Below are 20,385 nucleotides of genomic sequence, written 5' to 3'. Positions count from 1 at the left end.
GGCGCCTCCTCAAAAGCGGAATACGAACAGGTACATCAGTATGGTATTGACGATCAGCAATAGTAAAGCAGTTGGCCATTGCGCCTTGATTACGCCATTCTGGTCTTTCAGTTCCAGCAGCGCAGCCGGCACGATATTGAAGTTGGCGGCCATTGGGGTCATCAAAGTGCCGCAGAAGCCGCACAGCATGCCGATCGCGCCGAGAATCGCGGGGTTGCCATGGAATTGATGCACGATCAATGGCAGGCCAATGCCGGCAGTCATGACCGGAAAAGCGGCGAACGCATTGCCCATGATCATCGTGAAGATCGCCATGCCGAATGTATAAGCCGCGACCACCGCGAAAGCAGAGTCGACGGGAATCCACGTTTTCACGAGATCCGACACCACGTGGCCCACGCCGGCAATCGCAAACAGCGCGCCGAGGGCGGCCAGCATCTGCGGCAGAATGGCGGCCCAACCCACGGTATCCATGGTGTGCCGGGCGTCTTTCAATGCGTGCACCGGTGAGTCGCGCAACATGAAAAGCGCCGTGCCGAAAGCGACTAGCGTGCCCAGCACCAGCGAAATCAGCGTGACGTTCTTCGGTTCGACGAACGGTACGTATTTCAGCGTCAAGGTGCCTAGCAAGGTAATGACCGGAATCAGCAGCGCCGGTATGAAAAGCGTGTTGCCGAAGCGCCGTGCGTTGGCTTCGCGGCGCGCGGCGGCCGCTTCGCTATTGCTGTCTGTCTTGCCCTTGCCGAGCTTGCCGGAACCGGCGATCAACGCGAGCGCGATGGCGAGGCAGCCGGTCACAAAATGCGGCAGTTCCCCGCCGAACATGAAGGTGATCGCGTAGATGCCCCAGAACAGAAAGTTGATGACGCGACGCGGATTCGAGCGGTCTTGCAGATTGAAGAGCGCGAACGCGGCAAACATCAAACCGGCCAGCACGTAGAGAGATTCGAGCTTGATCATCATCGTGCGATACCTCGTTCCTGTCCCCGTTCTATTGCCAGCGTATTCATCTTGTGCGAGAGATTGCGATCGAGCAGCATCAGGCGCACGACGTGAATCACGAGTGCCGCCACCGCCGTGGGAATCGCCCACACTGAAATGTGCAATGGCTCGACGATAATGCCGTTCTGTTCGAGAAAGCCTTTGATCAGCAGGATCGACTGGATCGCAATGAAAATGTCTTCGCCGAAGAACACGGCAATGTTGTCGACCGCCGACGCATTCGCGCGAATCTGCTGACGCACCGCGTCGGGCAATTCGCCGTAGCGGTTCGCGGCGGCGGCCTCGGCCATCGGTGCGATCAGCGGGCGCACCATCTGCGCATGACCGCCGAGCGAGGTGAGGCCCAGCGCGGCAGTGATCTGGCGAATCACGAAATAGAGCATCAGCACACGGCCCGTGGTGGCGGCGTGCAAACGCGAAATCAGGTGCTTGGCCTGTTCTTTCAGGCCGTTGCGTTCGAGCAGCGCGATCACGGGCAGCGTGAGCCAGATCAGGCCCATGTAGCGGTTATCGGCGAATGCCTTGCCGAATGCGCTAACGATCTCCACGGGTTGCAGGCCGCCGGCAATGCCCGTGGCGATCCCCGCGATCGTCACCACCAATAGCGCGTTGAAGCGCAATGCGAAGCCGAGTACGACGATCGGCACGCCAATTAAAACCCACATGCTGTTCTCCTATATCGCTGGTATGTCGTTGTTTTTGCCGCGGCACGCACTGCTTCGGATGCCAGGGGAGAGTCGGTTGCACTCGCGCGGTCGCAGGTTGCGCCGGGTTGCAACGGCTCGCAGGCGACGAAATCTAACACGATAATTTATCGATAAATAGTCAACAAAATGGGGTTCGCGGGTAAACGCCAGGAATGACGAGTGGTCACGCCGGGGTCGCGGGGCGCGCCGAAGTGGAAATGTCAGATTGCGCAGCGATTGTCGACTGGTGTTCGCGCCGATCTATCTAGAAAATGAATACAGGCCATTCCAACATTTAATTTGTGGATATCGTGGCTGTCCGATATGGTGCAACGACCATCCCACTTAGGACCATGCAGCGCGACGAACGCAACCCGATCAGGGCGCGTTGGGTGCGTCCTGACTCGCAGAGGCAGAACAATGTTCGACCGCGTATTCGTCAATGCCGTGGACGCCGACGGCAACCCGCTCAACCTCGCCATCCATGAGGGGCGCTTTGTTGGCATCGGTTCAGAACGACCCGAGATTGGCGGCGCGGAGGTCGTCGATCTGGAAGGGCACTTGGTGTTGCCCGGCTTCGTCGACGGGCATATTCACCTCGATAAAAGCTTCCTTGGCGATGGCTGGCGTCCTCATCGTCATGTCGCGAGCCTGCGTGAGCGTCTCGCTATCGAAAAGCAGGAACTGGCAAGCGCCGCGCCTATCGTCGAGCGCGCCGATGCGCTGATCCGCCAGGCTGCGTCGTTCGGCACCATTGCGATGCGCAGTCATGTCGACGTCGACGCGACGACGGGTCTGGCCAACCTCCATGCCGTCATGGAAGCGCGCGAAAAATGGCGCGGCGTCGTGGATATCGAACTTGTCGCGTTCCCGCAGGCAGGCGTCGTGTCGTGTCCGGGCACGGCGGAGATTCTCGATGCAGCGGCCTGTGAAGGTGCGCAGGTGGTGGGCGGTATCGATCCGACAACGCTGGATGGCGACGCTGAAGGCCAGCTCGATATTGTCTTTAGCATTGCTGAAAAGCGCGGCGTGAAAATCGACATTCACCTCCATGAGGCGGGGCAGCAAGGTATCGATCAACTGCACCGCATTGCCGCGCGCACCAGGGCGTCGGGATTGAACGGCCGGGTATCGGTAAGCCACGCCTACGGGCTCGGCGACGTCGCGCCCGAGGTGGTCGATCGTGTAGCCGCCGCGCTTGCGGAAGCCGGCGTATCGATCATGACGAATGCGCCGGGCGACCGCGCGTTCCCGCCGATCTTGCAACTGCGTGCAGCAGGCGTGCGCGTGTTCACCGGTAACGACAACATTCAGGACGCCTGGTGGCCGTATGGCAACGGCGACATGTTGCAACGAGCCATGCTGGTCGGTTACCGCTCAGGTTTCTATACCGATGAAGAACTACGCGTTGCGCTGCACATGGCGACGGAAGCGGGAGCCGCCGTGCTGGAGAAAAGAGGTTACGGGCTGAAGGTCGGTAATGAGGCGACGTTCGTCGTCGTGAAAGCGCCGAACGCCGCTGCTGCCGTCGCTGCAGTGCCGGCTGATCGGGCCATCGTCCGAAGCGGGCAGTTCTGGGGCGATTCGTCCCGCTTGCATTTCCAGGTCACGACGCCCGCACTCGGCCGGTGACTTCATGTGGTTCGTGCCTTTTGCCCCGCAAGCCCGCTACGCGGGCGGCGCGGACCGTTTCCGCCACCTCTTGTACAAGGACGTCAACCGGCATATGCAGTTGACGCTCAACGCACCACGATAAAGCCGCGCCGGCCTCAATAATGGCTACGTCGCCACAGCGTTGGCGGTGTTTCCAGCAGATGACGCAGGCCTGCGCGATCGAACGCGAGATCCGCGGCCGCCGACACGCGCTCGAGTATGTCCCCTTCGTCAACCGATAGCACCCTGTAGTTCTCCATGAGAATTTTTCCGCCGACCATCGTCACGCACACGTCGCCGGCATTCGCGAAGCAGGTGACGCGATGGACGGGCATATTCATCGGCATGAGGTGCGGCTTGTACAGGTCGATCAGAATGATGTCGGCCTGTTTGCCCACTTCGAGCGAACCGAGCTCGTCGTCGAGCGACAACGCTTTGGCGGCGTCGATTGTGACCATTTCGAGCACCTTGCCGTGCGGCAGGACATCAGGGTCACGAAAATGACGGCGGTGGTAGTGCATGCATTGCCACATGTGGCGGAACATGTCGTAACCGCGGTCGGGCGCCGCGCCATCCGAGCCAATCGCCACCGTCACGCCGGCATCGATGAGTTCCGGCACGGGGCAACGTCCGACGATCGACATGATCGCGCTTGGGTTGTGCACGATCGAGGCGCCTGTTTCGACGCACGCCGCGATGTCCGCGGCGGTGAGATCGATGGCATGCGACATGAACGATTTCGCGTTCAGCAGTCCCAGCTCGCGATGCGCGAAATCCAGCGTGCCGGCGCGATGGCCATCCTGCGTAAAGCTGAGACCGCGTTCGCGGGCCAACGCTGTGTATCGCTCGGCCTGACTGCGGAACAGGTGTTCGTGTGCTGCCTGCTCGGGGTAGTGCTGCGGTGCATAGACCGGTAGCGTCAACGCAATCTGGATGCGGCCGTTGGCGTCACCATGGCATGCGTCGATGATCCCTTTGCAAACGTCGAACATCTGCGCGAAATCGACGTCGCGCGTCACGCTGCCGTTCGTGCCGTGCTGGGTGTAGGCACGCGGTTCGGGTGGGCGCGACGGACCGACCGCGACGATCGAGCGGGTCCCCGTCTTGACCACCGCATCACAGTGACGCCGCGCATACACGGGGTCGTCGACGCGCATGATCGAATCGCCGCCGCCGAGTAGCGATACGCCTGTCGTCACACCCGCCTTGAGGCGCTCCAGTGCCGCAAGATGCGATTCCATTTCCCAGAACGTTTCGTCCGATGCGCGCGTATAGATCGCCTCGCACGCCGCCGACCACGCATCGCCGTTCGCGCCGCCAATCGTCCTGAGCATCGCATGCCCGGCGTGGGCGTGCGCGTCGATCAGGCCTGGCAGCACCGCCTTGCGGCGTGCGTCGATCACGCGGTCTGCCTGGTATTGCTGCGCGAGCGCACCTGTCTCGCCGACGGCGACGATGCGATCGCCCTTGATGGCCACCGCGCCATCGTCGATGACGCGGCGCGCGGGATCGAGCGTGATGACGCAGCCGTGTTCTATCAGTACATCAACCGGTTGCCTGTTGTTCATATGCGGACTTGTCTTGTGAGGTACTTGCGCGCCGTTACGCCGCGTCGATCAGTTCGCCGTCGCGCACGACGATGCGTCCGTTCGCTATGACCAGGCGACGCCTGGGCCGGGCGACCACGGCATGCGCGACGGATTGCGCATCGACCAGCACGAGGTCCGCGCGTGCGCCGACGCGCAGACCGTAGTCGGCGAAACCGCAACCTCGAGCAGCAGCGTTGCTCACGCAGTCGAAGGCCATCGCGAGGTCGTCGTCGCGTCGCAAGTCGTAGCGCATGCCGATCAGCATCGCGCGCTCGAGCATGTCCGGTATGCCATACGGCGACCACGTATCACGAATGCCATCGTTGCCGCCGAAGATCGTGATGCCTTTGTCCCTGCAAACCTTGAGCGGCGGCACGGGGCGAGACGGTGGCGCGCTGGTCAGAAGCGCCACGCGCAGATGCGCGATCCGCTCGAGCAGCGCGTCGCGTTCACGTTCCGGTAATGCGCCGAGGCAGAACGCGTGGCTGACGACAACCTGGCCCTGCATGCCCGTCGCCTCGACGCGATCGAGCAGTAGCTTCAGCGTGAATGCGCCGACTTCGCCCGGTTCGTGCAGATGAATATCGATTGGCTTGCGGTAGCGTTCCGCCAGCTCAAAGGTCGCGTTCAGCGACGCCACGGGATCGCCGTCGATCAAGGCAGGATCGAGCGCGCCGAGTACGTCGGCGCCTGCGGCGAGCGCGCTGCCGAGCAGTTCGACCGTGCCGGGACGGATCAACATCCCCGACTGGGGAAACGCGACGATCTGCATGTCCAGCACGTCACGCATCGTTTGCCGCGTACTGAGTACGCCGTCGACGTAACGCAATTGCGCGTCGGTATCGACGTCGACATGGGTGCGCAGCCGTGTTGTGCCTGCCTGCACGAATGCCCGCGCCAAGGCCAGCGACTGGATGGCCGCATCGTGTCCCGACGTCTTGCGCCATTCGCGCTCGTTGTTGATCCGGTCGGTTAGTGCGGGTCCGACCTCGTTGCGATACCACGACTGGCCCCAGTTGCTTTTGTCGATGTGCGTGTGCCCTTCGACGAAGCCGGGCAGCAGCAACGCGCCGCCGCCGTCTTCGGTCAGAGCGCCAGGTTGCGCCTCGACATGCGGCCCGAGCGCCGTGATACGACCGTCGGCGATGGATACGGACACCGGTTGGCCGTCAGCCAGCCGGACGTTGGCGAGAAGAAGAGAGTGAGTCATGTTGGTCATACCGATTCGACGGAAGTGGCGATACGGGCCCGCAGCGCACGTTGCGTGGCGCTGATCGCGATGAACACCACCGCATTGGCGAACAACGCGACAAGGCCCGTGTTGATGGAGGTGAAGGCGATGGGCGCGGCCGGGAACACAGAGGCCAGCGTCATGCCGCGCCAGTTCACCAGCGCCAGCACGACCGCGCCTGCGAAGATGCCGCCGAACGCCGCTTCCCGGGTGCCGAATGGGCGCTTCAGGAAACTCGAGGCGAGCATAGGTACGAGTTGCGTCAGCAGGCTCGACGAGAAGATCGCGAGAGCGACGAAGTTCGATCCGCCACGCAGCACGAAGTAGACGACGACCAGCGTAAACAGCGGCAGCGCGATTCGCGCGACGCGGCCGACTTGCCGGTCGCTCGCCTGCGGTGCGAAGCCTTCGCGGTAGATGTTGCGTGCAATCATCGTCGACGCATTGAGCATGATCAGCGAGCCTGGCACCAGTGCTGTGAGCAGGCCGGCGCCGCCGACAATCCCGACGAACCACGACGGGAAAGTCTGTTTGACGAGGCGCAGCAGCGCGAGATCCGTTTGCGAGCCTTCGAGCCCGTGCACGGTCAGTACCGCGGCGAAACCGACGAGGAACAGGAACGCGATCAACACCTGGTAGATCGGCATCAGCATGGTGTTCTTGCGCAGCGCCGACGCGTCGCGTGCCACGTAGACGGCGGTGAAACCGTGCGGGTACAGGTAGTAACCAAGCGATGTTAGCAGGAGTGTCGAGTTGTACCAGCTCAGATTGAAACCGTGCTCCGGCATGCGCAGCAGTTCCGGATGGACGGCGTCGATGCGCGCGAACATCTCACCAAAGCCGCCGAAGTAGTGCAGCGGCAAATAGGTGCCGAGAAAAATCGCGAGAGCGAGGATCAGTACATCCTTGAAGATCGCAATGCTCGCTGAGCCGTGGATACCCGACACGCTCATGTACAGGACCATCAGGGTCGCGCTGATCCAGATGGCCGTGTCTTGCGAGATCGAGCCGTATGACATCTCGGAGACGATAATGCCGAGACCGCGTAACTGGATGATCAGCAGCGACACCATGGCGAACACGGCCACCACCGACACCAGCACGCCGATGGCGCGGCTGTCGTACTTCGACGCGAAATAGTCGGCGAACGACACGAGGCCGTGTTCCTTCGCGTAGCGCCAGATGGCGGGCAGCATCCAGTAACCGAACACATACGCGAGGCAGCCATACGACAGGATGTAGAACGCCGGTACGCCCTTGCTGTAGGTCCAGCCACTCGCGCCAAGAAACGAGAAGGTCGAGAAGGCCTCACCTGCCATCAGCAGGAAGGTAAGCAGCGACCCGAAGCCGCGGCCGCCGACGGCCCATTGTTCCAGGCTGAACGTCTTGCCGCGACGCGCGTACAGGCCGACCGCCAGCGCGAAGAGGGCAAACAGAACGATGATGACGAGGGCCGGGTTCATTGTCCGTCTCCGGTGCGCTCGCTCGCGTGCGCCGCTTCGTCGCGGCTGTCGAGGTAATAGATGAAGGCGAGGATGGCGGCCGTTGCAGCCATCCAGAACAGATTCCACACAAGCAGAAACGGCAGGCCGAACAGGAGCGGCGTACTGGCGGCGAGTGTGCCGCCCGAATAGATGCCGATGAACGGTAGCGCGGCCAGCAGAAATCGAAGTTTCATAGGATCCTTCCCGAGAGTCTTGTGTGTCCCGTCAGAATTTCTGACGCAGGTCGGCGACGAACGCCAGTTGTGAGGTCGTTGACGATGGCGCTGCGATGCCGTCGATCCACGCATGACCGATGCGCGACGAGGCTTTCTGATAGAGGCCGTTCACATAGACGTCGGTGCGCTTCGACAACAGATACTGGAGACCGGCTGAGGCCTGGTGATAGTGTCCGCTCGCGTCGCCTTGCGACACCTGTGTGAACGTGTAACCGGCAGCCGCAATCAGCGCGGCCCGGACTCGTTGCCGGCCGTTGCCGGCCGTCGCCTGCCATGCCGAATGGCCTTGCTGGTTATTCGTGTAGGTCACGCCCGAATCGACGATTCGGTACAGCGTGACGCTGGACTGCGCGCCTGCCGTGCCCGCCAGCATCATGCCTGCGCCGATGCCCACCAGCGGCATTCTCCAGATGTTCTTCAACTGCGTTGCCTTCATGCCTGTCTCCGGGTATTTGTCTCGTCACGGGCTTTTCTTCTGCTCGCACGCCTGCGTCGCGCCGCGCTTTGCCCGCATTCGAGTTTTGTCTGATGTCGAGGCAGTGGAATTGGCCGCTGAACGCAGGCTGAGTGGTCACCGCATCGACAGCGCTTGATGTTATCCATCTCGCCTGGCATTCAAAAGTTAAATGTTCAAATGCATGCCAGTTGAAAATCGAATACCATCGGTTACGCGCATGCTGTGCCGTTCACGAGGCCTGTATGCGATTGCCAGCCTGTTTGATGCGTGATAGAAATCCGCGTCAGCATTCAAAGATCAAATAGTTCGATGAAATCCAACGCCAAGGCACGTACACCGCTATTCGATCTGGATCTGCTGAAGGCCATCGTCATGGTGGCCGATTGCGGCACCTTTACGGCGGCTTCCGCACGGCTGCATTCCACGCAATCCACCGTGAGCCAGAAGGTTCGGCGTCTGGAGGACATGGCAGGACACAAGCTTCTCGAGCGAGGCAGTCGTGACGTGACGCCGACCGATGCGGGAGAAACGCTGCTGGCCTACGCGCGCCGAATGCTTGCCCTCAACGATGAAATGATTGAGGCGCTGTCGGGCGCGACGGTGGGGCTGACTGTTCGGCTGGGCGTACCGGAAGATTTCGTCGGCGGGCCGACAACCCATATGCTCGCCGCGTTTAACCGCAAGCATCCGCAGGTGAAGCTGGAAGTGACCAGCGGATTGAGCCGCGACCTCGGCAACAGCTACGATCGTGGCGACCTCGATCTGATCCTCGTGAAGCAGCGGCGCAACAGCCGCGAGGCAGTCGCGTGCTGGCCGGAGCAATTGAGGTGGATCGACAGCGCGAAGAATCCTTCTTTCCAGCTCGATCCGATTCCCATCGTCGCGTTTCCGCCCCGCGGGCTTTACCGCGACGACATGACCAACGCGATCGAAGGGCTCGGACGCCGCTGGCGGATGAGCTTCATCAGTTCAAGTTTGAGCGGCATTCAGGCGGCCGTTGCCGATGGTCTCGGCATCAGTCTCCTTCCCGCGCGCGCGGTGACGGCGGATCACGCCGTGCTGACACCGAAAAGCGGGCTGCCTTCAATCGAAACCATGGATATCGCGCTACTTCATCGCCCGACGGCCGATGCCGTCGTCAAGGAACTCGCGCGCGCGTTGGCACGGATGTTCGGGCCAACGCGGCGATGACCTAAAACAACTCAAGAATCCGGTGATACATCATCCCGAGTTCTAGCGCGGGCCCGCGCAATGCCGGCCCACCTGGAAAGCGTGCATGCCGCAACTGCGCGAACAGATCGAAGGCCGCTGTCTCACCGGCCATGGCTTTTGCAATCACACGTCCGGCAATCCCGGTTAACGCCACGCCGTGCCCGGAAAAGCCCTGCACGTAGAAATAGTTCGGATCGATCGAGCCGAAATCCGGCGCACGATTACGCGTTACGTCGACAAAACCGCCCCACGCATAGTCGATTCGCACATCGCCGAGTTGCGGGAACACGCCGATCATGCGCTTGCGGATCTCCTCGCCGAGTTGCACGGGTGACGCGCCGGTCGAACTCGCGCGTCCGCCGAACAGCACGCGATGATCAGCCGACAAGCGGAAATAATCGAGGAAGAAGTTGTTGTCGCAAATCGCCTCGCGCCCTTTGATCAGGGCGTCCGCGCGCGCTTTACCGAGCGGCTCCGTGGCGACGATATACGACGCGATCGGCGCAATGCGTGCGGCGACCGGCGCGGGCAGCACGTCGCCGATCGTGGCATTGCCGCATGCCGCGACGAAGCGGCAGCGTACCTCGCCGCTAGCGGTCCGCACGACAGGCCGCGCGCCGCGCACGACTTCGATTACTGGCGAATGCGCGAACAGTTGGGCGCCTTCACGACGTGCCGCATCGGCGAGCCCAAGGCAGTATTTGAGCGGGTGCAGATGACCGGAAAACGGATCGTAGACGCCCGCTAGATAGCGTTGCGAAGCGACGCGTGAACGCACTTCATCGGTATCGAGCCACGAGAGCTTCGTATAGCCCCAGCGTTGTGAGGCCGACTCCATCCACGAACGCAAATCCGGCACGCGCTTCGGTTTTGTCGCTACCGTCAGATAGCCGGAGGTGAAATCGCAATCGATGCCGTAACGCTCGATGCGCTCGCGCACCAAGGCCACGCCTTCCACGGACATCGCCCACGCGGCACGCGCGCCGTCGAGTCCGAGTTGCCGTTCGATGATCTCGTCTTTCGCGAAGCCGACCAGTGTCTGCCCACCGTTGCGGCCCGACGCACCCCAACCCGGACGGTGCGCGTCGAGTACGACCACGGACAATCCGCGCGCCCGGCATTCCAACGCCACCGACAAACCGGAGAAGCCCGCGCCGATCACGCAGACGTCGGCCTCCAGTGTGCCTTCGAGGATCGGATCGTCGGCAAGCGGGCGCGCGGCGCTTGCCTCGTAATAAGAGTTGGCGATCAGCGTATCGGCGCGGCGGTCGAGTGTATTAAAGCCAGGAGTCGGAGCATTCATCAAAGCAGATCCTTCATTCGATACCAGGCCATCGCAAGCACGAGGGCAGGGGTGCGCAGTGTAGCGCCGCCGGGGAAGTCGCGGTGACGAATCTTGCCGAACAGATCGAAGCGCGACGCCTGGCCGTCGATCGCCTCGGCGATCAGCTTGCCCGCGAGCCCGGTAGTGTTCACGCCGTGGCCGGAGAAGCCCTGCGCAAAATATATCGTAGGCGACAGCCGGCCGAAATGCGGCGCGCGATTCATCGTAATGTCGACGAAACCGCCCCACGCATAGTCGATTTTGACATCGTCGAGTTGCGGGAAAGTCTTCAGCATATCGCGGCGCATCGCCTCGCCGAGGTTGCGCGGCGCGAACGTCGAATAGCTGACTTTACCGCCCCACAGCAGGCGGTTGTCGGGGGCAGGCCGGAAATAGTCCAGCACGAAGCGGCTGTCGCACACGGCCGCTTTCGCCGGCATCAGCGCTTCGGCGCGATCGGGGTCGAGCGGTTCGGTGGCGATCACGTAGGTGCCGACCGGCATGATCTTGCTGGCGAGATCCGGCGCAAGTTGGCCGAGATAGGTATTGCAGGCGAGCACGACGAATTGCGCATTCACCTTGCCGCGCGCGGTTTCGGCCACATGCCGGCCGTTTTCCTGGCGCAACGCGGTGACGCAGCTGTCTTCGAAAATCTGCACGCCGGCGGCGCGTGCCGCGCGCGCCAGGCCGAGCGTGTAATTCAGAGGGTGCAGATGGCCGCTATCCGCATCGAACAATCCGCCGAGGTAGCGTTGCGATTGAACATAGTCGCCGACGCCATCGGCGTCGACATAACTGAAGCCGTTATAGTTGAAGCGCCGTTGCGCTTCATCGCGCCATTTCTGGAGCGCATCCGTATCGCGTGGCTTGTTCGCCGCGGTCAGATAGCCGATGGTCAGATCGCAGTCGATCTGATGTTTCGCGACGCGCTCCTTGACGATATCCAGGGTTTCGAGCCCCATGTCCCAAACACGCTTTACGTCGTCCGCGGGCATGAACTTCGCGAATGTATCGATATCGCAGGCAAAGCCGCCGATCAACTGGCCACCATTGCGGCCGCTCGCGGCCCATCCGACCTTCGATGCTTCGAGCACCGCGACCGAATGACCGCGCTCGGCGAGATTCAACGCAGTCGAGATGCCGGTGAGGCCCGCGCCAATCACGCAGACGTCGACATTGAGCGTTTCTTCGAGCGGCGGATGGCGGGTCGTGTCGTTAGCGGTTGCTGCGTAATACGAGGCGACGTGAGGCTGGTTTGAGAATCGGAGCATAGGCAGGGCATGCAGAAGAGGCCTTGGCGCGTGGCCCGCGTTAAAGCCGGGCCACGCGATGAGGCGGGTCGTTTTAGAACGAATAGATGAGCTGCGTACCAAGCAGGTCGTTGGACTTGCCGTACGAACCGTCGTTCTTCAGGAACACCTGTTTGTTCGCCCAGTCGTGACGGTATTCCACCTTGACCGTGATCTGCTGGGTCGGGTAGAACAACAGATCGAGCGATACGTCCTGATGGGTTGCGCCCTTGCACTCGAAGCCAACGCCGCCGCCCGCCTTCGAATTGGCAAGGCAATCCGCGCCGATACCGAAGCCGTCCGCCGTGTCCATGCCGTTCGAGTTCAACGCCACGCCACCACCGCCGCCGCCATTCTTGCTGTCGACCAGCACGTCGTAGCGCGCCGTCGCGCCCATGCGGCCGACCACCGGCAGCGTGAACTTGCGGTGCGCGAGCAGCGACAGGCCGTACCACTGCGCCTGGCCGCCGTTGAACGCGGCGTTCTGCTGCTGGCCGTAGTCAAGTTCGGCGTTGTACTGAACGTCCGCCTGGGTGTAGGCCAGGTCCGCTTCGCCGAAGAAGAACGTGCCGAAGGCGCTCGATGCGCCACCGCCCACGCCATACACCGGGATCGTATTGCCGTTCACGTTCTGCGTGGCGGCCGAGAGCGTCTGACGACCGATATTGAACGAGCCGCCGATATCCAGCGCGCTCGACCAGGTGTAGTCGAGGCGGGCGGTGAAGGTCGGGATCTTGTTGCTGCTGGTGATCGGATCGCCCAGCGCGTTGGTGCCCGTCTGTACCACCGAGCCATACGTGCGGTACTGTTCGTTGCCGAGCATGAACTTCCATGCCCAGTTGCTGCCGTCGCCCGTGTAGTTCACGCCGACGCCGACATAGCTGCCCGGATCGGAGAAGTCATACAGCAGGTTGTGCGTGAGCGTCAGCATCTGGTTCGACTGCTGCACTTCATAGCCGCCGAAGCTCGGCATCAAACCGGCCACGAAGGTTGTCGTCGCCGTCACAGGGACGGTAATGACAGCCGTATTCAGAATGTTGTTGCCGATTTCGCCGTGCTCGTTCTGCAGCAACGTAATGCCGTTGCCGCGATTCGGCATCAACGTGATCTCCGCCGACGGCGCCATCGGGCCGACACCGAAGGTCTTCTTGATGTCGAGGTACAGATCGCCGAACGTACTGTTGAAGTAGTTGTAGCTACTTTCGTGGTTCGCGAACAGGAACGACGAGCTGCTTGCCGCGCGGTTATAGATGTAGGTCGGATCGATATAGCCCGTCACCGACAGACCGGCGATCGGACCGGTATTCTGCGCGTCGACCAGCGAATCGACCTTCAGCTGCTGGTTGGCGAGCTGCTGCTTCATCGAATCGACCTGATCGTTGGTCAGCGTCGCGCGTGCCTTGCCGTAGTCCGGCGAGGAGATGTCCACCGGCGCTTCCGCGACGGCCGGCGCCGGGGCTGGCGCGACGATAGCCGCGGCCGCCTTCGGCTTGGTCGCCACTTCGGAACGCAACTGCTTCACCTCCTTTTGCAGCGCATTGAGTTGGGCCTGGAGCGCCTTGATCTGGTCGCTGGTGGCGTCTGCCATGGCAAAGCCAGGCAAACTCCCCGCCACCAACAGACAGATGAGCTTCTTTCTCATGCAAATTCTCCTTATTGGTCGTATTGCAAAAAGACTTCTTATGCGCTTGCCGTATCGAGCGACTTTCGTACGGCGGCTTGTTGTGGTGCTAAGGGTAAAGGGTCGGCGGCTTCGGCGAGTGCGAAAGCCATCTGCATATCGCGGTTGCGCTTGCGTTCGCGCAGCTGCATCCAGCGGTTGACCGCAATCACGCCGATCGTCACCGTGACGATGAAGATCGTGGCGAGCGCGTTCATTTCCGGATTCAAGCCGAGGCGCACACGCGAGAACACGACGAGCGGCAGCGTGGTCGAACCAGGACCGGACAGGAACGCGGACAGCACGAGGTCGTCGAAAGACAGCGTGAACGACAGCAGCCAGCCGGACATGAGGGCCTGCGAGATCAGCGGCAGCGTGATCAGGAAGAACACCTTCAAGGGCGTGGCGCCGAGATCGAGTGCGGCTTCTTCGAGCGACTTGTTGAGCTCCTTGACCCGCGACTGCACGATGATCGCCACGTACGAAACGCACAGCATCACGTGGCCGATCCAGATCGTGAAGAGGCCACGGCCCTTCGGCCAGCCGAGCATCTGTTCGAGCGCGACGAACAGCAACAGCAGCGAGATACCCTGGATCACTTCAGGAATCACGAGCGGTGCGTTGATCATGCCGGCGAACAGCGTGAAGCCGCGAAAGCGTCCGAAGCGGGCCAGCACGAAGCCTGCCCATGTACCGATCACGACGGATGCGCACGCGGTCAGCAGACCGATCTTTAGCGACAGCCACGCTGCATTGAGCAGTTCGTCGTCTTGCAGCAGCGCGCCATACCACTTGAGCGAGAAGCCGGACCAGACCGTGACGAGCTTCGACTCGTTGAACGAATACACCACCAGGCTGATGATCGGGATATACAGAAACAGAAACCCGAACGTCAGCACGCTATTGGAAAGCGTTCTATTTGGCTTGATCATTTTGCGCCCTCCAGTTCCTTGACCTGGTAGTACTGGAACACGGCCATTGGCACGAGCAGCAGTAGAACCATCGCGACGGTGACAGCGGATGCCATCGGCCAGTCCATATCGTTGAAGAATTCATCCCACATCACGCGGCCGATCATCAGTGTGTCGGCGCCGCCCAGCAGTTCAGGAATCACGTACTCGCCGACCGCCGGAATGAACACCAGCAGACTGCCGGCGATGATGCCGTTCTTCGACAGCGGCAAGGTGATGCGCGTGAATGCGGTCCACGGTTTGCAACCGAGGTCGTAGGCCGCTTCGAGCAGCGTCAGATCCATCTTCACCAGGTGTGCGTACAGCGGCATCACCATGAACGGCAGGTACGAATAAACCATGCCGATATAGACGCCGATATCCGTGTGGTAGAGGCGCAACGGCGAATGAATCATGCCGATCGACATCAGCGTGTGATTGAGCAGGCCGTCGTCCTTCAGGATGCCGATCCATGCATAGACCCGGATCAGGAACGACGTCCAGAACGGCAGCATCACGCCCATCATCAGCAGGTTGCGCTTGGTCGGTTCCGAGCGTGCAATGTAGTACGCAATCGGATAGCCGATCAGCAGGCAGAAGAAGGTTGAGACCGCCGCCATCTTCAGCGAGCTGATGTACGTTGCGACGTACAGATCGTCTTGCAGCAGGAACGCGTAGTGGCCAAGCTGCATCGCGAAATGCACCATGCCGTCCTTGACCGTCACGAGGTCCGTGTACGGCGGGATGCCCAGGCGCAGATCGGCGAAGCTGATCTTCAGCACCAGCACGAACGGCAACGCGAAGAACAGCGTGAGCCACAGGAACGGCACGCCGATCACGGTCGTGCGGCCCGATGGCACCAGCATCGAGAGGCGCCTTTTTAACGAGCCGAGCAGACGGCTGCCGGACGGCGCGCCGAGTGCCGCAGGGGAGGAGGTAGTGGGATTGCTCATTGCGTCAGCACCACGCCGCTAGCCGGCGACCAGTAGACGAACACGTCGTCGTTATAGGAAGGGGCACCTTCGCTCATCAGGTGCGAGCTGGAGAGATTCGACACGACCGTCTTGCCGCTCGGCAGGCGCACGTGATACAGCGAATAGCTGCCCATGTACGCGACGTCCGAGACCACGCCACGCGCCCAGTTGTGCGGCGTCGAGGGCTTGTCGAGCGTGACCTTCACGCGTTCCGGACGCACCGAGATGCCCACCGGCATACCGAGCGGTCCGGTAATGCCGTGGCTCACATAGATGCGTGATTCGAGGTCTTCGCTTTCGACGAAGATGTGGTCCGGTTCATCCGCGACCACCGTGCCTTCGAACAGGTTGGTCGAGCCGATGAACTCGGCCGAGAAGCGGCTATTCGGAAACTCGTACACTTGGCTGGGCGAGCCGATCTGCACGATGCGGCCTTCGCTCATCACCGCGAGGCGGCCGGCCATCGTCATGGCTTCTTCCTGATCGTGCGTCACCATCACGCAGGTCACGTCGACCTTTTCGATGATGTTCACCAGTTCGAGCTGGGTTTTCTGGCGGATCTTCTTGTCGAGCGCCGACATCGGCTCGTCGAGCAGCAGCAGCTTGGGGCGTTTGACGAGCGACCGGGCCAGCGCCACACGCTGCTGCTGGCCGCCGGACAGCTGATGCGGCTTGCGTTGCGCGTACTTGCTCATCTGCACGAGATTGAGCGCGTCGGCAACACGTTCCTTGATTTCGTTCTTCGGCGTGCCTTCCTGCTTGAGGCCGAACGCGATATTCGCTTCGACGCTCATGTGCGGGAACAGCGCATACGACTGGAACATCATGTTGACCGGCCGCTTGTACGGCGGCATCGCGGCGAGATCTTCGCCGTCGACGAAAATGCGTCCGGACGTAACCGACTCGAGCCCTGCGAGCATGCGCAGGAGCGTGGACTTGCCGCAGCCGGAGCTGCCGAGCAGCGCGAACAGTTCGTTCTTCGCAATGCTCAGGTTGACATTATCGACAGCGGTGCTGTCGCCGAATTTTTTCACGACATTTTCGATGCGAACGAATTCGTCCGGTTTCGATTTAGTCGTCGGTGCGGGGCGGGCCATCTTGGCGGCGCCGGCTGCGCTATTTGAGGTCGTCGAGTTCATGATGTAACCATTCCTTGCGGATCGCGGGCGCAAGTGTCTCCATACGAGGCGCGGGATGCGGCTCGCAAATGCGTTGCGATCGGAAAACATGGGACTGCGCGCGGGTGGGACGCTAAAAGCGCGCAGGCTGACTACCGTTACTGCCATTCATGCGCTCAGGGTTCGAGCGATCCCTGAGCGCGGGATCGATTCTTTATATCGGGGGTTTAATCAATGACCGGTTTTAAGCTGTGCCCAAAGACGGTTTTCAAGGCGCAGAATATCGGTCGGCATTGGCTTCATCAGCGTCATCTTGCTCAACACTTCGTCGCCCGGATAAACGGTCGGATCCTGTGCGACACCCGGCGTGACGAACTGGCGCGCGGCCTTGTTCGCGGTCGGGTAGAACACTTCGTTGGTGATGGCAGCGTTGACCTTCGGATCTTCGATGTAGTTGATCCACTTCAGTGCGGCTTCAGGGTGCGGTGCGTCTTTCGGGATCACCATCACGTCGAACCACAACAGACCGCCTTCCTTGACGTTCGAGAACTTCACCTGATATGAACGCTTGGCTTCAGCGGTGCGGCGGCCGGCGATGCCGACGTCGCCCGACCATGCCACCGCGACGCAGACGTCGTTGTTGGCGAGGTCGTTGATGTAGCCGGACGAGTTGAACTGGGTGATATACGGGCGGACTTTCTTCAGCAGTTCGAACGCTGCCTGATAGTCAGACGGGTTGGTGCTGTTCGGGTCCTTGTGCATGTATTGCAGCGCGGCAGCGAAGACGTCGACGGGCTGATCGAGGAACGACACGCCGCAGCCCTTCAACTTCGACAGATTGGCCGGGTCGAACACCAGTGCCCAGCTATCCACCGGGGCATTGGCGCCGAGCGCCTTCTGCACGGCTTGCACGTTGTAGCCGATACCGTCAGTGCCGTAGGCCCAAGGCACACCGTACTGGTTGCCCGGATCGGCATCGGTAATCATCTTCATCAGCACGGGGTCGAGGTTCGCGAGGTTCGGCAGTTTCGACTTGTCGAGCTTCTGATACACGCCGGCCTGAATCTGCTTGGCCATGTAATTCGACGTCGGGACCACGATATCGTAACCGGAGCTGCCCGCGAGCAGTTTGGCCTGCAACGTATCATCGCTATCGTAGTTGTCGTATTTGACGTGAATGCCGTCCTGCTTCTCGAAGTTCGGAATCGTGTCCTTCGCGATGTAGTCCGACCAGTTGTAGACATTCAGTTCCGTGTCGGCCGCAAGGGCCGGCGTAACCGACAACGCCGCAAAACCTGCGAAGGCGAGAAGCGCGGCCCCCGCGACCGCATGACGAAGATGACAAACGCTCATGGTTTTTTCCCTTGATGTGAAGAACCGGCATGAGCGCGTATCGTGGGTGTGCTCATGCCGGAACGAACTGCCGTTACGAAATTCCGAGTTGTTGTGCGGTCGCGTCGATGGCGTATTTGGCCTTCGAAACGATCTCGTCGATTTCCAGCTTGTTGATCACGAGCGGCGGCGACAGCAGCATCCGGTCGCCGGTGGCGCGCATGATCAGGTTGCCGTTGAAGCAGAAGTCGCGGCAGATCGTGCCGACGTCACCGCCATTGGCGAAACGCTTGCGCGCTTTCGGGTCTTCTGCGAGTTGCAGACCGGCCACCAGACCCGCGCCGGAGATTTCGCCGACGATCGGGTGGTTGGCGAAGGTGTCGCGCAACTTCTTCTGGAAGTACGGACCCGTATCGGTCTTGACGCGCTCGACGATCTTCTCGTCGCGCAGCAGCTTCAGATTGGCGAGCGCCACAGCCGCGGCCACCGGGTGGCCGGAGTAGGTGAGGCCGTGATTGAAGTCGCCGTGCTCGATGATCGCCTTGGCCACGCGGTCATGCAGACCAACTGCGCCCATCGGTACATAGCCGCTCGTCAGGCCCTTGGCCAGCGTGATCAGATCCGGCTCGAAGCCGAAGTGCTGATGCGCGAACCATTCGCCGGTCCGGCCGAAGCCGCCGATCACTTCGTCGGCGACCAGCAGGATGTCGTACTTGCGGCAGATGCGCTGGATTTCCGGCCAGTACGTCGAGGCCGGGAAGATCACGCCGCCCGCGCCCTGGAAAGGCTCACCGATAAACGCAGCGACATTGTCCGCGCCGATTTCGAGGATCTTCGCTTCGAGTTGTTGCGCACGGGCCAGGGCGAATTCTTCCGGCGTCAGATTGCCTTCTGCTTCGCCGAAGAAATACGGCTGGTCGATATGCACGATGTTCTCGACCTTCGAGGGCATCTGTTCATGCATGTAGCCCATGCCGCCCAGCGTGCCGCCGGCGATCGTCGAGCCGTGATAGCCGTTCTTGCGCGAGATGACGAACTTCTTCGAGTGCTTGCCTTGCGTCGCCCAGTATTGATGGACGATGCGCAGCACGGTGTCGTTGCCTTCCGAACCGCTGTTGCAGTAGAAGAAGTGGTTGAACGGTTCCGGCGCCAGCTCTGCAAGCAAGGCCGACAGTTCGATTACCGGCGGATGCGTCGTCTTGAAGAAGGTGTTGTAGAAGGGCAGTTCCTGCATCTGCCGGTATGCTGCGTCGGCCAGTTCCTTGCGGCCATAACCGACGTTCACGCACCACAAACCGGCCATGCCGTCGATGATCTTATTGTCTTCCGAATCCCACAGGTACACGCCCTGTGCCTTGACGATCACGCGGCTGCCGCTGCGATTGAGCGAACCCATATCCGAAAACGGATGGATGTGATGGGCGGCGTCGAGTGCGCGGTATTCGGCGGTGCTGCGTTGTGTGGCTTGCACGTTCGCGGCGGGTTGTACCGCCGGTTGCACGTAAGCGACTTCTTCTGTTCTGTAGCTCATACTGCCTCCAGTTTTTATGCGTTTGCGGGCGACGTCTTTAGAAGGATGGTTTTAAACCCGGCCTTAGACGTGCAGCAGCAAATGCCGGCGTTCCCACGAACTAATCACGCGGAAAAACGCTTCATATTCAGTTTCTTTCAGAGCGAGGTAGGCTTTGACGAATTTCTCGCCGAGAATCTCGGCCATCGGTTCGCACGCGCCCATCAGCGTCAAACCCTCTTCCAGATTGCGCGGCAACTGGTAGGGCAGTTCGTAACCGTCGCTGAGCAGCGGCTCGGTCGGCTCCAGATTTTGCGTCATGCCAAGATAGCCGGCCGCCAGCGTCGCTGCGATGGCGAGATACGGGTTGCAGTCCACGCCCGGAATGCGGTTTTCGATGCGGCGCGCAGCCGGCCCCGAATGCGGAATCCGGAAACCCACCGTGCGGTTGTCGTAACCCCATGCCACGTTGATCGGTGCAGCCATGAAGCGCGACAGGCGGCGATACGAGTTGATGTACGGCGCGAAGATCGGCATCAGTGCAGGCGTGTATTTCTGCAGACCCGCGATATAGCCGGTGAACATCGATGTCGGTTTGCCGTCGGGACCCGTGAACAGGTTGTGCCCGGTTTCTTCGTCCACGAGGCTCTGGTGCATGTGCATTGCCGAGCCCGGTTC

General features: G+C 61.2%; 16 protein-coding genes and 3 pseudogenes. 3 read left to right on the top strand and 16 right to left on the bottom strand.

Annotated elements, in window-relative coordinates:
* Positions 1-9 precede the first annotated feature (9 nt).
* Both HHL24_RS22910 and HHL24_RS22905 read right to left on the bottom strand, forming a co-directional pair.
* Complete coding sequence (locus HHL24_RS22910; RefSeq protein ID WP_169487751.1) at positions 10-960, bottom strand: DUF979 domain-containing protein; 951 nt, start codon at positions 958-960, stop codon at positions 10-12.
* Entirely contained in the window at positions 960-1,667 is a 708-nt protein-coding gene (locus HHL24_RS22905; RefSeq protein WP_169487655.1) for a DUF969 domain-containing protein, read from the bottom strand. The genes HHL24_RS22910 and HHL24_RS22905 overlap by 1 nt, the downstream gene beginning before the upstream one ends.
* A gap of 441 nt (positions 1,668-2,108) precedes the next feature.
* Here HHL24_RS22905 and HHL24_RS22900 point away from each other — a divergent pair, with 441 nt between their 5' ends.
* Together HHL24_RS22900 and HHL24_RS44110 are read left to right on the top strand one after the other, a co-directional pair.
* Positions 2,109-3,320 (top strand): amidohydrolase family protein, encoded by a 1,212-nt coding sequence (locus HHL24_RS22900; protein WP_169487654.1) that lies wholly within the window; start codon positions 2,109-2,111, stop codon positions 3,318-3,320.
* A pseudogene (locus HHL24_RS44110) lies at positions 3,313-3,444 on the top strand ((S)-ureidoglycine aminohydrolase); the annotation flags it as partial. The gene HHL24_RS22900 and the pseudogene HHL24_RS44110, both read left to right, overlap by 8 nt.
* Before the next feature lie 13 nt (positions 3,445-3,457).
* Here the strand turns inward: HHL24_RS44110 and HHL24_RS22890 are convergent.
* From HHL24_RS22890 to HHL24_RS45100, 5 genes and pseudogenes are all read right to left on the bottom strand, one after another.
* On the bottom strand, positions 3,458-4,909 hold the full coding sequence (locus HHL24_RS22890; RefSeq protein ID WP_169487653.1) for an amidohydrolase family protein: 1,452 nt from the start codon (positions 4,907-4,909) through the stop codon (positions 3,458-3,460).
* A gap of 34 nt (positions 4,910-4,943) precedes the next feature.
* Entirely contained in the window at positions 4,944-6,140 is a 1,197-nt protein-coding gene (locus HHL24_RS22885; RefSeq protein ID WP_169487652.1) for an amidohydrolase family protein, read from the bottom strand.
* 5 nt (positions 6,141-6,145) lie between these two features.
* On the bottom strand, positions 6,146-7,624 hold the full coding sequence (locus HHL24_RS22880) for a sodium:solute symporter family protein (RefSeq protein WP_169487651.1): 1,479 nt from the start codon (positions 7,622-7,624) through the stop codon (positions 6,146-6,148).
* Entirely contained in the window at positions 7,621-7,839 is a 219-nt protein-coding gene (locus HHL24_RS22875; RefSeq protein ID WP_169487650.1) for a DUF3311 domain-containing protein, read from the bottom strand. The genes HHL24_RS22880 and HHL24_RS22875 overlap by 4 nt, the downstream gene beginning before the upstream one ends.
* A 265-nt stretch (positions 7,840-8,104) precedes the next feature.
* A pseudogene (locus tag HHL24_RS45100) lies at positions 8,105-8,284 on the bottom strand (porin); the annotation flags it as partial.
* A gap of 363 nt (positions 8,285-8,647) precedes the next feature.
* Between HHL24_RS45100 and HHL24_RS22865 the strand changes: the two are divergent.
* Positions 8,648-9,529: a LysR family transcriptional regulator gene (locus tag HHL24_RS22865; protein ID WP_169487649.1), complete on the top strand. Its 882-nt coding sequence runs from the start codon at positions 8,648-8,650 to the stop codon at positions 9,527-9,529.
* Position 9,530: 1 nt separating this feature from the next.
* Here the strand turns inward: HHL24_RS22865 and HHL24_RS22860 are convergent, their stop codons facing one another.
* The 9 genes and pseudogenes from HHL24_RS22860 to HHL24_RS22820 form a co-directional block, all read right to left on the bottom strand.
* Positions 9,531-10,853: an NAD(P)/FAD-dependent oxidoreductase gene (locus tag HHL24_RS22860; RefSeq protein ID WP_169487648.1), complete on the bottom strand. Its 1,323-nt coding sequence runs from the start codon at positions 10,851-10,853 to the stop codon at positions 9,531-9,533.
* Positions 10,853-12,145: an NAD(P)/FAD-dependent oxidoreductase gene (locus HHL24_RS22855; RefSeq protein ID WP_169487647.1), complete on the bottom strand. Its 1,293-nt coding sequence runs from the start codon at positions 12,143-12,145 to the stop codon at positions 10,853-10,855. The genes HHL24_RS22860 and HHL24_RS22855 overlap by 1 nt, the downstream gene beginning before the upstream one ends.
* Before the next feature lie 73 nt (positions 12,146-12,218).
* Positions 12,219-13,805, bottom strand: coding sequence for a DUF3138 family protein (locus tag HHL24_RS22850; protein ID WP_169487646.1), 1,587 nt, complete (start codon positions 13,803-13,805; stop codon positions 12,219-12,221).
* A 38-nt stretch (positions 13,806-13,843) separates the two neighbouring features.
* On the bottom strand, positions 13,844-14,755 hold the full coding sequence (locus HHL24_RS22845; protein WP_169487645.1) for an ABC transporter permease subunit: 912 nt from the start codon (positions 14,753-14,755) through the stop codon (positions 13,844-13,846).
* Positions 14,752-15,726 (bottom strand): ABC transporter permease subunit, encoded by a 975-nt coding sequence (locus HHL24_RS22840; protein WP_169487644.1) that lies wholly within the window; start codon positions 15,724-15,726, stop codon positions 14,752-14,754. Before HHL24_RS22840 ends, HHL24_RS22845 begins: the two co-directional genes overlap by 4 nt.
* On the bottom strand, positions 15,723-16,886 hold the full coding sequence (locus HHL24_RS22835) for an ABC transporter ATP-binding protein (RefSeq protein ID WP_169487643.1): 1,164 nt from the start codon (positions 16,884-16,886) through the stop codon (positions 15,723-15,725). The genes HHL24_RS22840 and HHL24_RS22835 overlap by 4 nt, the downstream gene beginning before the upstream one ends.
* Before the next feature lie 210 nt (positions 16,887-17,096).
* Positions 17,097-18,218: a polyamine ABC transporter substrate-binding protein gene (locus HHL24_RS22830; protein WP_169487642.1), complete on the bottom strand. Its 1,122-nt coding sequence runs from the start codon at positions 18,216-18,218 to the stop codon at positions 17,097-17,099.
* A 73-nt stretch (positions 18,219-18,291) separates the two neighbouring features.
* Positions 18,292-19,728, bottom strand: a complete 1,437-nt coding sequence (locus tag HHL24_RS22825) for an aspartate aminotransferase family protein (RefSeq protein ID WP_169487641.1) — start codon at positions 19,726-19,728, stop codon at positions 18,292-18,294.
* A gap of 63 nt (positions 19,729-19,791) precedes the next feature.
* Positions 19,792-20,385, bottom strand: a pseudogene (locus tag HHL24_RS22820) (glutamine synthetase); the annotation flags it as partial.

This window comes from Paraburkholderia polaris (assembly GCF_012927345.1).
Classification (GTDB): Bacteria; Pseudomonadota; Gammaproteobacteria; order Burkholderiales; family Burkholderiaceae; genus Paraburkholderia; species Paraburkholderia polaris.
Note: the sequence above shows the minus strand (reverse complement) of the source record. Positions and strands in the feature narration are given on the sequence as shown.

Bases quoted from the DNA above. Each gene is read 5' to 3' on its own strand.
- HHL24_RS22860 (WP_169487648.1), bottom strand. From the start codon at position 10,853: ATGAATGCTCCGACTCCTGGCTTTAATACACTCGACCGCCGCGCCGAT.
- HHL24_RS22905 (WP_169487655.1), bottom strand. From the start codon at position 1,667: ATGTGGGTTTTAATTGGCGTGCCGATCGTCGTACTCGGCTTCGCATTG.
- HHL24_RS22890 (WP_169487653.1), bottom strand. From the start codon at position 4,909: ATGAACAACAGGCAACCGGTTGATGTACTGATAGAACACGGCTGCGTC.
- HHL24_RS22840 (WP_169487644.1), bottom strand. From the start codon at position 15,726: ATGAGCAATCCCACTACCTCCTCCCCTGCGGCACTCGGCGCGCCGTCC.
- HHL24_RS22830 (WP_169487642.1), bottom strand. From the start codon at position 18,218: ATGAGCGTTTGTCATCTTCGTCATGCGGTCGCGGGGGCCGCGCTTCTC.
- HHL24_RS22910 (WP_169487751.1), bottom strand. From the start codon at position 960: ATGATCAAGCTCGAATCTCTCTACGTGCTGGCCGGTTTGATGTTTGCC.
- HHL24_RS22885 (WP_169487652.1), bottom strand. From the start codon at position 6,140: ATGACTCACTCTCTTCTTCTCGCCAACGTCCGGCTGGCTGACGGCCAA.
- HHL24_RS22835 (WP_169487643.1), bottom strand. From the start codon at position 16,886: ATGAACTCGACGACCTCAAATAGCGCAGCCGGCGCCGCCAAGATGGCC.
- HHL24_RS22875 (WP_169487650.1), bottom strand. From the start codon at position 7,839: ATGAAACTTCGATTTCTGCTGGCCGCGCTACCGTTCATCGGCATCTAT.
- HHL24_RS22850 (WP_169487646.1), bottom strand. From the start codon at position 13,805: ATGAGAAAGAAGCTCATCTGTCTGTTGGTGGCGGGGAGTTTGCCTGGC.
- HHL24_RS22845 (WP_169487645.1), bottom strand. From the start codon at position 14,755: ATGATCAAGCCAAATAGAACGCTTTCCAATAGCGTGCTGACGTTCGGG.
- HHL24_RS22900 (WP_169487654.1), top strand. From the start codon at position 2,109: ATGTTCGACCGCGTATTCGTCAATGCCGTGGACGCCGACGGCAACCCG.
- HHL24_RS22865 (WP_169487649.1), top strand. From the start codon at position 8,648: ATGAAATCCAACGCCAAGGCACGTACACCGCTATTCGATCTGGATCTG.
- HHL24_RS22880 (WP_169487651.1), bottom strand. From the start codon at position 7,624: ATGAACCCGGCCCTCGTCATCATCGTTCTGTTTGCCCTCTTCGCGCTG.
- HHL24_RS22825 (WP_169487641.1), bottom strand. From the start codon at position 19,728: ATGAGCTACAGAACAGAAGAAGTCGCTTACGTGCAACCGGCGGTACAA.
- HHL24_RS22855 (WP_169487647.1), bottom strand. From the start codon at position 12,145: ATGCTCCGATTCTCAAACCAGCCTCACGTCGCCTCGTATTACGCAGCA.